The following is a 12,246-nucleotide window of genomic DNA, read 5'->3' on the forward strand; positions in this document are numbered from 1 at the left end:
TTCGTCGGTTGATGCGTCGCTTCTGGCCCTCGATCTAAGCCCGCGATCCGGCCGGGCGCCATGTCATGCAGAACACGCTGTCCGTCGTCGTGACCAGTCTTCCGACGTATGACACCGCCGCCCCGGCGCGGCAGTCTGGAGCGAGCGAAGAAGGAGGAGCCCATGAGACAGGTCGTCGTGCAGATCTCACCCACCACGCTGCCCTTGTCCATGGCGCAGTCGCTCACCGACGTGGCGGTGGCGCGTGCGGAGGAGCTCGGCATCCCCTGCACGATCACGGTCGTCGACGGCGGCGCCCACGTGGTGCAGGTCACCCGGATGGACGGCGCGGCCCTCGGCTCGATCGACGTCTCGCTGGCCAAGGCGCGCACCGCCGTCTATTGCGGGGCCGCGACCACGGAGCTGGTGAGTGCGGTGCTGCCCGGGTCGCCGCTGTTCACCCTGGCGACCGCGGCCGGGCTGCCGCTCGCCTTCATTCCGGGCGCCGTCCCGGTGAAGGACGCCGCCGGGGTGGTCATCGGCGCGATCGGCGCCGGGGGCGGCTCGCCCCAGCAGGACCACGAGATCGCCGCCGCGGCCGCCGGCGCGCTCTGAGATCGATTCGGGGGAGTCATGACTGTCACCGTCGCCGTCCGCGGCACCGACCCGCTGCGCACCGCCGGGCTCGCCGGCCTCATCGGGGCCGCCCCGGAGCTGACCCTCGTCCCGGGCACCGGCGCGGAGGTCCTCGTCTGGGCCGCCCCGCGCCTCGACGACCAGGTCGTCCCGCACCTGCGCCGCCCGCCCGCTGCCGCCTCCCACGGCGCGGCTGGCGTCCCGGGCACAGGAGGCCCGGATCAGGGTGTCTCGCCCGCCCTGCCGGGGCTGGGCGTCCCCTACGCGCCGCCGGTGGTGCTGGTCGTCGACGAGCTGGGCGCCGCGGAGCTGCCGCTCGCCGTCGAGTGCGGGGTGATGGGCGTCCTGCCGCGCCGCGCCGTGACCGCCGAGCGGCTCGTGCACGCGGTGCGGGCGGCGGCGGAGGGGGCCGCGGTGCTGCCCCCGCGACTGGTGGGCGACCTGCTGCAGCACCTGCGGGAGTTGCACGACGGGGTCCTCCGCGAGGCCGGGATGAGCGCCGGGGGGTTGACCGGGCGCGAGGTCGAGGTGGTGCGCATGATGGCCGAGGGTCTCGAGACCACGGAGATCGGCGTGAAGCTGGGCTACTCCGAGCGAACGGTCAAAACGGTCATCCACGGCATGATCCAGCGACTGGGTCTGCGCAACCGGCCGCACATCGTCGCCTACGCGATGCGATACGGCCTGCTCTGAGAACGAGCGCGACCGGCGAGCCGAGCGGAGCGGCCGCGCGGTTGCGGACGAAGAGTGGCGGTCGGCGCGACATCCGACGCCGCGCTGCTGGCTCCGGTACGTGCGACGATCGGTGCCGCGCTGCTGGCTGCGGTACGTACGACGATCGACGTCGCGCTGGCGGGTGCGGTACGTGCGACGCTCGATGCCGCGCTGCCGCGCTGCCGCCCTGCCGCCCTGCCGCCCTGCCGACTGCGGCTGGCGCGTCGGCGGACCTACAGCGCGGGCGGAGGGCGGCGGGTGTTGGGGCGAGGCGGCGGCCGCGGACGGGAGGGCGCTCAGATCACGCCGTAGCGCATGGCGTGCGCGATGATGTGGGAGCGGTTGCGCAGGTCGAGGCGGCGGATGATTCCGCTGATGACGCTTTTGACCGTACGTTCGGAGCAGTGCAGGCGCGTGCCGATCTCCGCGGTCTCGAGGCCCTCCGCCATGAGCTTGATCACGGCGACCTCCCGTGGCGTGAGGCCGGACGCGCCGAGGCCGGTCTCGTGCAGCACCTCGGCCTCCCGGCGCCGGACGCGCTCGATCAGCTCACCGGCCAGTCCCGCCGGCAGGCAGCCGCCCGCGCCCACCGCCGCGCGGATGCTCGCGCCCAGGCGGTCCGCCGTCACTGCCGCCGTCGGGAGCACGTCGACCACGCGGCACTCCACGGCGAGCAGCATCTCGTTGCGGGTGATCCCGTCGACGACGAGCACCACCGGGCGCCGCGTCTCGATGGACGACCGGCGCAGCACGGGGACCACCCGGGCGTCGACCCGCTCGGCCGCCTGCACGAGCACGTCGGCGTCCGTCCCCGGCCCGGCGGCGACCGTGACGTCCGGATCGTCGGCCAGCATCCGGGCCAGGCCGGCCAGGCTGAGGGGATCCGTGGCCCGCAACGCCACCGTGATCGTCCGCGTCGTCGCGCGCATCGTCGGTCTCCTTCCGGGCGGCCGCCGGGGCCGTCCCGATCTCACCCTGCCCGGACACCGCCACGCCGCCTTGAGTCAAATGACTGACGCTCCGACATTTAACAAGCCCGTCATCGACGCCCCGGCGCCGTGGCGTGTCCCCGGAGCGCGGGTGGTGTCCCGAAAGCGCGCCGGTCCGGCCCCGGCGGCCCGGCCGGATGGACGGGGCCCTCCGGCATGGACTATCGTTCAGGTCACGCCGTTGCGAGTTCTTCCCCCGTGGAATTCGCAGCGGCGCTTACTTTTCCCGGCCCGCCCAGCCACGCGACCGGGCCCCGCCCAGCCACGCGACCGGGCCTCGGGCCGGAGTCGATCCCCTTCCCGGGCCGCGCCGCCGGCCGCTCGGCGGGTCACGGCATCCGGCCGGCGGCGGTCACCCCCGCAGGTGCGGTGTTTCGTCCGGCGGGGCGGTCGGCTTGAATGAACCCCGTTTCGCCGTTTCCCCGGGCTGCCCGGCCCAGTCCGTGGTCTATGGTGAATCGGCACATCTACGGCCGCCGATGGACGTTCCGGGCGGCCACGGCGGAGTCACGGATCACGGCGCGCGCAGGGGCGGAGCGGGCCGGTCCGGGGCGCCGCCAGATCCAGTGGGGGGCAACGATGACTGTGGGGCGGCGGGACGACGACGAGGTGCTGCGCCCGGGCGACGGCGGGACCCACCACGGCCCCGCCGTCGACGGCGCGCACGGCGACGACGGCCGCGAGGAGAAAGCAACCCGCGACCGGGTAGGGGCTCAGCAGGCGAACGGCGGCCGCGCCCGGGACGAGTACGTGAGCGGCGACCGCGCCGGCGACGAGAACGCCAACGGCGACCACGCCGGCGGGACGGACGGCGGTCGTCTTCGGGAGGACGACGTGGCGGGGCTGGTCGCCGGGGCGCTCAAGGGCAGTGCGGACGCCTGGGACGGGCTCGTCGAGCGGTTCAGCAACCGGGTGTGGGCGATCTGCCGGGTCTATCGGCTCGGGCCCGCCGATGCCGCCGACGTGTTCCAGCAGACGTGGCTGCGGGCCCTGGAGAATCTCTCGACGCTGCGGGATCACGCCGCCTTCGGCGCGTGGCTCGGCACGACCTGCCGCAACGAGGCCCGGGCGGCGCTGCGGCGGGCGAAGCGGACCCATCCCGTCGACGAGACGTGGCTGCTCGATCTGGAGGCCGGCCCGGACGGCGACCCCGAGCTGCCGATGCTGGTCGAGGCCCGGGACGCCGAGCTGTGGGCCGCGTTCAACCGGCTGATGCCGCGGTGCCAGCGGGTGCTGCGGGTGCTGGTGGTGGACGCCGAGGACAGGCGACCGTCGTACGAGCTCGCGGCCAGCTCGCTCGACATCCCGATCGGGAGCCTGGGCCCGACGCGGAAGCGGTGCCTGGCCCAGTTGCGCAAATTCCTGACAGAACGTATCGAGGACGAGGGACTGCACTCGTGAGAGTGATGGACACGCTACGCACCGCGTCGCCCTGCCTCCCCGAGGAGACCCCGTGACCGACCCGACCTCCCCCTCCGGACCCCCCGATCCCGCCGGAGACGACCCCCGCCCCGGGCCTGAGCGCCGTCCCGCCCCCGATCCCGCCGAGAGCAGCGCGGCCTCCCCGCCCGAGCCGGATCAGCACGAGAGATCGGGCCGGCGACGACAGGATGAGGGTGCGGGCCAGGCCGAGGGCGCGCAATCGCACAGCAGCGAGGCGGAGGATCAAAGGCTGCTCGTCCGGCTCGGAGCGGTGCTGCGGGAGGTCGACCCCGCCCCGCGCGATCTCGTGGCGCTGGCCAAGGCGAGTTTCATCCTGCGTGATCTCGACGCGGAGCTGGCCGAGCTGGTCGAGGACTCCGCCGCCCCGGACCCCGAGCGGCAACCGCTTGCCGTGCGCGGCTCGGCCACCGTGCCGCAGCCCCGGCAGCTGACCTTCCAGGTGGTCGACGAGCGCGGGCAGGACGAGGTGATCGTCGCGGTACAAGTGGAGGCGGCGGGGGAGCTCCGTCGCCTGTCCGGTCATCTTTTCCCGCCCGAGCCGGCCGACATCGAGCTGCGCCGCCCCGGCACCGCGGAGGTGCAGCGGGTGCCCGCCGACGAGGGCGGCTTCTTCGTGCTGGAGGATGTGCCGCCCGGGCCGATGAGCCTCACCGTCCGCCGCGAGGGAGCCTTCGCCGTCGCCACCCGCTGGACCCTCGTCTGACCGAGGCGCCGCCGAGGAGGGCTTGGAAGCCACCGCCGAGGCAGCGCTCAGAAGCCACCGCCAGGGAGGCGCCCGGAAGCGCCGGCCGAGGAGGCGCCCGGAAGCGACCGCCGAGGAGGCGCCCGGAAGCGGACGAATCGGCGCCGCGCCCGGAAGCGGACAAAGCAGCCCCGCAGCCGGAGGCAAACAAAGCAGCGCAGCGACCGGAAGCGGACAAAGCAGCGCCGCAAGCGGACAAAGCAGCGCCGCCCGGGCGCCCGATCACGGGCACCCGGGCGACGCCTCACCCCCCGGAGAAGAGCTGTCAGACCGGCGTCCCGCGCAGCACGTGGATCACCTTGCCGTAGCCCGGAAGCGTCGTCCGCCCGGTCGTCAGCGCCGCGTAGGCCGCCTTCGGGCTCAGGCTCGCGTTCTCGCCGCACAGGGCCGCGACGGCCGCCGCGACCTGCGGGGCGGAGAAGCTCGTGCCGCTCCACGTGGCCCAGGAGTCGGCGCCGAAGGAGACGTCGGGACCGAGCTTGGCCGGGTCGTTCTCCGGCGGGAGCAGGCCCTGGACGAAGGTCGACACGACGCCCACGCCGACCGTCGAGCAGTCGACCCAGGAGCCCTTGTTGGAGAACGTCGCCGGGGTCAGGCCGCTGGTCAGCGCGCCGACCGCGGTGACGCCGTCGAAGGCGGCCGGATAGAACGGCGTGTCGCGGCCGTCGTTGCCGGCGCTGGCGACGATCAGGACGTCGGGGTGGTCGGTGGTGATGTGCCGGACGGCCTCCTGCAGGGCCAGCGGGGGCGTGCCGCCGACCGCCGGGGCGCCGAAGGACGCGTTGATGATCAGGCGCTTGCCCGCCGCGTCGTCGACCGCCTTGAGCATCATGTCGGCGGCGTCGTCGTCGGTGCCCGTGCCGTCCGGGCCGGTGAAGCGGTAGACCACGAGCTCGCAGTCGGGCGCGATCTGCCGGACGATGCCGGCCGCGAACGTGCCGTGCCCGCCGAACCAGTCGATGCGACCCGTGGGCTGCACCTCGTCGAGCGGGTCGACCCCGTCGCGCACGATACCCGTGTCCCAGCCGTCCCCCCGCGTGACGGCGGTCAGGCCGGTGTCGATGACGGCGACCCGCACCGGGGCGGTCGCGCCGTTGGTGGCGAAGGCCGCCGGCGCCACGGTGCTGCCCGGGTAGGAGTCGCCCTTGATGATGTAGCCCAGCGGCACGATGGTGTTCTGCGCGACCTGGACACCGGCCACGTCGCGCAGCCGCTGGGCGTCAGTGCCGAGGGCGCGGGTGTTGCCGTCGGTGCGGCGGAAGACCCGGGTGCGGCGCCGGCTGTGCCGGGCCGGGCCGCGGACCTCCGTGTACGCCCGGAGCACCTCGCGACACGCCGCCAGCTGCGCGTCGTCGCCGTCGATCACCAGCTCGCCCTCGGCGATCAGCACCGTGTGCGGCTCGTCGGGCGGCGTGAGCGACAGGAAGCGCCGGGCCCCGGGGGCCGTGGCGCGTTGCGCGCGCAGGCGGATGCGGTCGAGCACCTCCGCCAGCTCCTGGCGGGTGGTGGCCTCGGTCTCGGACCGGTTGAGCTTCTCGACCTGCCGGCGCACGGCGGGCTGGTCCCTGGCGAGCTGCGCGGCGTCGCGCCTGTCGGGCAGCGGCCAGCGATCAGCGATCGTCATGGATTCTTCACCCTTCCCCTGGATAGTCTGCTGCGGTGGGAACTGACGGACCGTCCGGCCCCGGCCCGTCCGGTGTGGAGACCGGGACCGGGCTGCGGGACGAGGCTGATGCCGCCTTCACAAGAGTCGTGCGCGATCCGGCCAGATACGCCGCGGGCGCCGAAGCTCTCGTGACGACCGCCACTGCGGCGGGCGATCACGAGGCGCTCGTCGTCGCCCTGCGCGCGGTGGCGTGGACCCGGCACGTGGCGCTGGACAACGAGGGCGCCAAGTCCTTGCTGGACCGGGCCGTGACGCTCGCCGCCCGGCACGAGCTGCCACGCCGGCTCGGCGAGGTACTGCTGACCCGGTCGGTGGCGCTGCAGGAGCTGGGCCGGGAGGCGGCGGCTGCCCGGGACCTGCGCCGGGCCGAGCCGCTCGTGGCGCCCGGCGACCGGCCCGAGCTGCTGCTGCAACTGGCGGTCATCGATCACAACGGCGGGCGGCTGACCACGGCCGAGGCGACGTACCAGGCGGTGCTGGCCGATCCCGCCACGCCACCCTTCGTCTGGGTCAAGGCGGCGAACAATCTGGCCCTGCTCCAGACGGTCGTCGGCCGCCCGCACGAGGCGCTGGCCAATCTGGACCGGGCCGCCGAGCTGGCGCGCGAGATGGGCAGCCGGCTGCCCGCGGTGATCGCCACGAGCGCCGCGTGGGCCAGCTATCACGCCGGGCGCCTGGCCGAGAGCGTGCGGCGTTTCGAGGAGGCCGGGCGCCTGCACACGGCCGCCGGGCTGCCGGTGGGGGAGCACCTTCAGGAGTACGCGGACGTGCTGCGCGACCTCCGCCTGCTCGACGAGGCGATGACCGCCGCCCGCGAGGCCCATGTGGAGCTCGACAAGCACGGCGCCCGGCTCATGGCGGCCGACGCCCGGCTGCGCTGTGCCCGGCTCGCCTTGGAGCTGGGCGATGCCGCCGCCGCGCTGGCCGACGCGCGCGCCGCCGCGGTCGAGTTCCGGCGCCAGCGCCGCCGGGCCTGGGTCGCCCGGGCCGCCGTCACCGAGGCGGAGGCCCGGGCCTGTCTCGACGGGAACTCGCCCGGCGTGCTGACCCAGCTGTGCCGGGCGGCGGCCACGCTCGAGCGGCTCGGCCTGCGCGAGGAGGCGGCGTACGCCCATCTGGCGGCCGGCCGCTCGGCGCTGGCGCTGGGCCGCCTACCGATGGCCCGGCGGGAGCTGACCGCCGTGGGTGACCTGGCGGAGGGGCAGTCGTTGCTGGTCCGGCTGCGCGGCCACCTGGCGCGGGCGCTGCTGGCCGAGGCCGAGGCGCCCGGCGAGGTGGTGCGGGCGTGCCTGCGCGGGCTGCGCGACCTGGCCCGGCACCGGTCGGCCCTGCCGTCGCTGGAGCTGCGCGTGCTGGCCTCCGGGCACGGCGCCGAGCTCGGCCAGCTGGGCCTGCGCACCCTGCTGTCCGGCGCGGGCGGCCCGGCGCGGCAGACGAGCGCGGCGAACGCCCCGGCCGGGAGCGCGCGTCAGACCGGCGCGGCGAATACCCCGGCCGTGAGCGCGCGGCAGGCCGGCGCGGCGAATATTTCGGTCGAGAGCGCGCGGCAGGCCGGCGCGGCAAACACCCCGGCCGGAAGCGCGCGACAGACCGGCGTGGCGACCATCGCGGCCCTGAGCGCGCGGCAGGAAAGCTCGCCGAACACCCCCGCCGCGAGCGTACTGGCCTGGCTCGAGCGCACCCGGTCGGCGGCGCTGCTGCGCGTGCACCCGCCGGCGACCGGCGTCGACGAGGACGTGGTCGCGCTGCGCGGGGTCGAGCGGGAGCTGCGGGAGGCGCGCCTCGACCGGGGCGAGGAGCCGGCCGCGCTGCTCGCCCGGCAGAGCGCCCTGGAGTCGCGGATCCGGCGCAGGTCGTGGTCGCAGGACGAGGGCATCGGCGCCGCCGCGGCCACCCCGGTGGGCGCGGCCGAGCTGCGGCGCGCGCTGGACGGGCGCTGGCTGGCCGAGTACGCGGTCCTGGGCGACCGGGTCATCGCCGTCGTCGTGGAGCCCCGGCGCACCCGGCTCGTCGAGCTCGGCGACGTCGCGGCGGTCCGGCGCGAGTCCGGGGCCGCCGAGTTCGCGTTGCGCCGGCTGCTGCTGGGGACCCGGTTCGCCGCTCCGGCCCGGCATGCGGCGCAGAACGCGGTGGCGGGCCTCACGAAGTTGCTCGTCGCGCCGATCGGCGTCCCCGGCGACGTACCGCTGGTGGTCGTGCCGTCGACGCGCCTGTCGGGCGTACCGTGGTCGGCTCTGCACTCGGCGCCCGTGTCGGTGTCGCCGTCGGCCGGTCTGTGGGCGCATGCTCGCGCCGCCGTTCCGCCGTGTGGAGAGCGCGGAGAACGCGGAGAGAACGTCGGCCCTGACCGCGACGCCCGGCCGGCGCAAGCATCCGGGAGCGGTGGCGTCGCGGTCGTCGCGGGGCCCGATCTGGCGGGCGCGGCGGGGGAGGTCAAGGCGGTGGCGGCGGAGCATGACGACGTACGCGTCCTGCTGCCCCCGCACAGCACGGCCGGCGCCGCCATCGAACTCGCCCGGGGCGCGGACCTCGCCCACTTCGCGTGTCACGGGCGCTTCCGGTCCGACAGCCCCCTGTTCAGCTCGCTGGAGTTGAGCGACGGCCCGCTGACCCTGTACGAGATGCTGGCCCAGGGCGTCGCCCCGCGGCGCGTGGTGCTGGCGTCGTGCCAGTCGGGGGCGCACCAGGCGTACGGCGGGGACGAGGTCCTGGGGTTCGCGGGCGCGATGATGTCGCACGGCAGCGCCGGGGTGGTCGCCGCCGACCTGCCGATCCCGGACGGCGCGTGCGCGGCGGCGATGGCGGTGCTGCACCGGCACCTGGCCGGGGGCGCCGGGCTGCCCGAGGCGGTGTGGCACGCGCGGGCGGCCGTGGCCGGCGGGGGAGCGGAGGAGTACGTCGCCTGGTACGGGCTCACCGCCTATGGACCCGGCTGACGGCCGGCGATCCGGCTCGTCGCGGACGGACCTGGCCCACGGGCCACGAACCGGTGAACTTTCGGCGCGGAGGGGTGTGCTTCGCGTCGCACTGCCGCCGTTGATTCATGTGAATTCCATCAAACGGGGGCACTCGTGGGGAAACCGCCCCGGTAGCCTGGATCCATGACCGTGACCCAGGCTCAGGTTCGGCCCGCCGACGACGCCGCTTTCCAGCGCCAGCTGGAGCGCGACGCCGTGTGGAGCCGCATGATCTCCCCGGGCGCACGCATCCCGGACCTGCCCCTGGTCGAGGCCGACCTCGGCCCGATCTTCCTGCGCAAGCTGCTCGACACCGGCCCGCTGGTGCTGATCTTCGTCCGGCACGCGGGCTCGGCCGAGGGCGAGGCGGCGCTCACGGCCTACGACGAGGAGCTCGCCGGCACCGACGCCCATGTGGTCGCGGTCAGCCCGCAGCGCCCCGACCTGCTCGCCGCGATGAAGCACCGGCTGGGCCTGTCGCTGCTCGTGGCGGCCGACCCGCGGCACGCGCTGATCGACCGGTTCGGGCTGGGCTTCACGTCCGCGGGGGCCAAGGGCACGCTGGGCACCGGCCGCATGACGCTGCCCCACCCGGCGGTGGTCGTCGCCGACCGGGCCGGGCTGGTGCGCTTCGCCGAGGTGAGCGCCGGCCCCGCGCCCGCCACGCCGTCGTCGGCCATCCTCACCGCGATCGCCAACGCCGAGGTCCGCCCCCGCCGCTGACCCGGCCCGCCGTCGACGAGACCACTGGCGGAGGGAGCCGAGGTCCGCCCGCCGGAGAAAGGAGCCGGCCGCGCCGCTCGGATGAGCGACACGGCCGGCACCGTGCGGGGCTGGGGGAGAACCTCAGACGCGGAAGCGAGCCACCGCGTCGTTGAGCGTCCGCGCCAGTCCGGACAGCTCGCCGGCCGCGTCCGCCGCCCGCCCGGCCCCGGCCCGGGAGCCGTCCGCCGTCTGCGACACCTCGCTGACGCTGCGGGCGATGTGGTCGACGCCGGTGGCGGCCTGGCTGACGCTGCGGGTGATCTCGTGCGTGGTGGCGGTCTGCTCCTCGACCGCGGAGGCCACGGTCGTCTGGTGCTCGTTGATCTGCTCGACGATCGCGCTGATCTCGGCCAGGGCCTCGGCGGCCTCCGCGCTGCTGGACTGGATGGCGGCGATCTTGGCGCTGATCTCGCCGGTGGCCTTGGCGGTCTCCTGGGCGAGGTCCTTGACCTCGGTGGCGACGACGGCGAAGCCCTTGCCCGCCTCGCCGGCCCGGGCGGCCTCGATGGTGGCGTTGAGGGCGAGCAGGTTGGTCTGCTCGGCGATCTGGTTGATCACCTTGACCACGTCGCCGACCTCGGCGCTCGCCGCGCCCAGGGCCGCGACCGACGTGTTGGTGCGGGCGGCGGTGCTGAGGGCTTCCTGGGCCACCGACACGGCGCTGGCGGCGCTGCGGGAGATCTCGGCGATGGCGGAGTTCATCTCCTCGCTGGCCGCGGCGACGGTGCCGACGCTCGAGGCGACCTCGTTGGCGGCGTCGGCGGCGGTCTGCGAGCGGCTCGCGGTGGTCGACGCGCCGTCGGCGATCTGCGTGGAGACCTGGGTCAGCGCGGTCGAGGCGTCGGTGAGGCGGCGGGCGTTGTCGAGGACCACGGCGACGCTGGAGCGCATCGACTCGACCGAGCGCCGCAGGCCGCGGGCCATCGTGCCGACCTCGTCATTGGTGCCCGGGTCGTCGACGTGCATGGACAGGTCGCCCTCGGCGATGCGGTCGAGGGTGCCGGCGACCTGGCGCAGCGGCTTGCTGATGCCGCGGGCGACCCACAGCGCCAGCCCGATGCCGACCACCAGCGCGATCGCCAGCGTGGTCAGCGAGACGGTCAGCGCGGTGCGGTAACCGGCCACGAGCTCGGCGCGCAGGGCGGCGGCCTGGGCGTCCTCGGCGGCGAGCATCTGCTTGAGGAGGGTCTTGGAGGCCTCGTACGTGTCCTTGGCCACGTTCTCCCGCAGCCGCATGAACTCGGCGGTGTCGCCCTTCTCGGCGGCCGGCAGCAGCTGCTCGTCGACGATCTTGATGTACGCGGCGGACGATGTCCGGAACTGCTCGACCACGGCGGGGTCGGCGGCGCCGGGCTCGTACTTGTCGATCAGCTCCTGCAGGGCGGTCTCGTCGTCGGCGACGTCCTTGAGCATCGACTTCTGGTCGTCGGAGCCGGGCTCGAGCAGCGCCACCGCGTTCTGGTCGATGCGCAGCAGCCGGAAGGTGTCCCGCAGGTCGGAGGCGATGACCAGCGACGTGAGATTGTTGTCGTAGATCTCCTCGCCGTGGGCGCGCACCTGGCTCGTCTGCATCAGGGTGGCGACGGTGGCCAGCCCCGACACGAGCAACGCGACGAGGACCGCCACGGTGATCTTCACGCCGACCGGCCGGTCCGCCCAGAGGCGTCGCCGTGCTGCCGTCCCCGTACCGCTCATGGTGCTCCTCAAGCGCGTGCTGCCCGATGAATGACCTCTCGGTCAGACACATCGGCCGGCAGATGCCCGAGTTGACCCCGGCGAGCCAGACTTTTGCCGCGACGCCCCGGCGCTCAAAGCCAGGCGCCTCCCAAGGCCAGGCGCCCCAAAGGCCAGGCGCCCAAAGCTCGGTGCCCCAAAAACCCGGCGCCCAAAAGCCAGGCGCCTGAAGCCCGGCGCCCGAAAGCGGTCAGGCCGCGCGGCGGTGCAGGTCGGCCAGCGTCGTGGTGTCGAGGACGCGGTCGACGGCCTGCCCGGCGGCGGCCCAGACCCCGCGCATCGCCTCGGCAGCCGCGCCCCGGGCGGTGGCGGCCGGCCCGTCGCCCTCGGGAACCCCGCCGACGGCCCGCAGGATGTCGCCGACGCTGATCTCGGCGGGCGGGCGGGCCAGGATGTAGCCGCCGCGCACGCCCCGCTTGCTCACCAGCAGGCCGGCGTGGCGCAGGTCGACCAGGATGCCCTGCAGGAAGCTGAACGGGATGTGCTGCGCCTCCGCCAGGGCCGACGCGCGCGCCGGGTGGGAGCCGGTGCCGGCGGCCACGGCCAGCATGGCCCGCACGGCATAGTCGCTGCGCGCTGAGATGTGCACGGCACTCCGATCTCCCGGCTGGCCGCCAGCAT

The 12,246-nt window shown here is 74.8% G+C and carries 10 protein-coding genes; 6 read left to right on the forward strand and 4 right to left on the reverse strand.

The window, feature by feature from the left end; translation table 11 throughout:
• The first annotated feature begins 162 nt into the window (after positions 1-162).
• Together RAN62_RS04280 and RAN62_RS04285 are read left to right on the forward strand one after the other, a co-directional pair.
• A complete protein-coding gene (locus RAN62_RS04280) occupies positions 163-594 on the forward strand; it encodes a GlcG/HbpS family heme-binding protein (RefSeq protein WP_305783131.1) in 432 nt (143 codons plus the stop codon).
• Between the two features lie 18 nt (positions 595-612).
• Positions 613-1,308, forward strand: a complete 696-nt coding sequence (locus tag RAN62_RS04285; RefSeq protein WP_305783132.1) for a helix-turn-helix transcriptional regulator — start codon at positions 613-615, stop codon at positions 1,306-1,308.
• 317 nt (positions 1,309-1,625) lie between these two features.
• Here RAN62_RS04285 and RAN62_RS04290 read toward each other — a convergent pair whose 3' ends face one another.
• A complete protein-coding gene (locus RAN62_RS04290; RefSeq protein WP_305783133.1) occupies positions 1,626-2,258 on the reverse strand; it encodes a helix-turn-helix transcriptional regulator in 633 nt (210 codons plus the stop codon).
• Between the two features lie 639 nt (positions 2,259-2,897).
• On the opposite strand from RAN62_RS04290, the gene RAN62_RS04295 reads away from it, so the two are divergent.
• Together RAN62_RS04295 and RAN62_RS04300 are read left to right on the forward strand one after the other, a co-directional pair.
• Positions 2,898-3,719, forward strand: a complete 822-nt coding sequence (locus RAN62_RS04295; RefSeq protein WP_305783134.1) for an RNA polymerase sigma factor — start codon at positions 2,898-2,900, stop codon at positions 3,717-3,719.
• A 52-nt stretch (positions 3,720-3,771) separates the two neighbouring features.
• The gene (locus RAN62_RS04300; RefSeq protein ID WP_305783135.1) at positions 3,772-4,464 is read left to right on the forward strand and encodes a carboxypeptidase-like regulatory domain-containing protein; all 693 of its coding nucleotides are present in this window, start codon (positions 3,772-3,774) and stop codon (positions 4,462-4,464) included.
• A 304-nt stretch (positions 4,465-4,768) separates the two neighbouring features.
• Here RAN62_RS04300 and RAN62_RS04305 read toward each other — a convergent pair whose 3' ends face one another.
• A complete protein-coding gene (locus tag RAN62_RS04305; RefSeq protein WP_305783136.1) occupies positions 4,769-6,127 on the reverse strand; it encodes a S8 family peptidase in 1,359 nt (452 codons plus the stop codon).
• 35 nt (positions 6,128-6,162) lie between these two features.
• On the opposite strand from RAN62_RS04305, the gene RAN62_RS04310 reads away from it, so the two are divergent.
• The gene (locus RAN62_RS04310) at positions 6,163-9,105 is read left to right on the forward strand and encodes a CHAT domain-containing protein (RefSeq protein ID WP_305783137.1); all 2,943 of its coding nucleotides are present in this window, start codon (positions 6,163-6,165) and stop codon (positions 9,103-9,105) included.
• A 165-nt stretch (positions 9,106-9,270) separates the two neighbouring features.
• On the forward strand, positions 9,271-9,849 hold the full coding sequence (locus RAN62_RS04315; protein WP_305783138.1) for a redoxin domain-containing protein: 579 nt from the start codon (positions 9,271-9,273) through the stop codon (positions 9,847-9,849).
• Between the two features lie 123 nt (positions 9,850-9,972).
• Here the strand turns inward: RAN62_RS04315 and RAN62_RS04320 are convergent, their stop codons facing one another.
• Both RAN62_RS04320 and RAN62_RS04325 read right to left on the reverse strand, forming a co-directional pair.
• Positions 9,973-11,586, reverse strand: coding sequence for a methyl-accepting chemotaxis protein (locus RAN62_RS04320; RefSeq protein ID WP_305783139.1), 1,614 nt, complete (start codon positions 11,584-11,586; stop codon positions 9,973-9,975).
• Positions 11,587-11,815: 229 nt separating this feature from the next.
• Positions 11,816-12,214 carry an RrF2 family transcriptional regulator gene (locus tag RAN62_RS04325; protein ID WP_305783140.1) on the reverse strand — a complete coding sequence of 133 codons (399 nt, stop codon included), beginning with the start codon at positions 12,212-12,214 and terminating at the stop codon, positions 11,816-11,818.
• Between the last annotated feature and the right edge of the window lie 32 nt (positions 12,215-12,246).

It is taken from the genome of Symbioplanes lichenis, assembly GCF_030709675.1.
Classification (GTDB): Bacteria; Actinomycetota; Actinomycetes; order Mycobacteriales; family Micromonosporaceae; genus Actinoplanes; species Actinoplanes lichenis.

What these genes read in the sequence shown, in the direction of transcription:
- RAN62_RS04315 (WP_305783138.1), top strand. Translation starts at nt 9,271, where the DNA reads ATGACCGTGACCCAGGCTCAGGTTCGGCCCGCCGACGACGCCGCTTTC.
- RAN62_RS04305 (WP_305783136.1), bottom strand. Translation starts at nt 6,127, where the DNA reads ATGACGATCGCTGATCGCTGGCCGCTGCCCGACAGGCGCGACGCCGCG.
- RAN62_RS04285 (WP_305783132.1), top strand. Translation starts at nt 613, where the DNA reads ATGACTGTCACCGTCGCCGTCCGCGGCACCGACCCGCTGCGCACCGCC.
- RAN62_RS04295 (WP_305783134.1), top strand. Translation starts at nt 2,898, where the DNA reads ATGACTGTGGGGCGGCGGGACGACGACGAGGTGCTGCGCCCGGGCGAC.
- RAN62_RS04320 (WP_305783139.1), bottom strand. Translation starts at nt 11,586, where the DNA reads ATGAGCGGTACGGGGACGGCAGCACGGCGACGCCTCTGGGCGGACCGG.
- RAN62_RS04290 (WP_305783133.1), bottom strand. Translation starts at nt 2,258, where the DNA reads ATGCGCGCGACGACGCGGACGATCACGGTGGCGTTGCGGGCCACGGAT.
- RAN62_RS04280 (WP_305783131.1), top strand. Translation starts at nt 163, where the DNA reads ATGAGACAGGTCGTCGTGCAGATCTCACCCACCACGCTGCCCTTGTCC.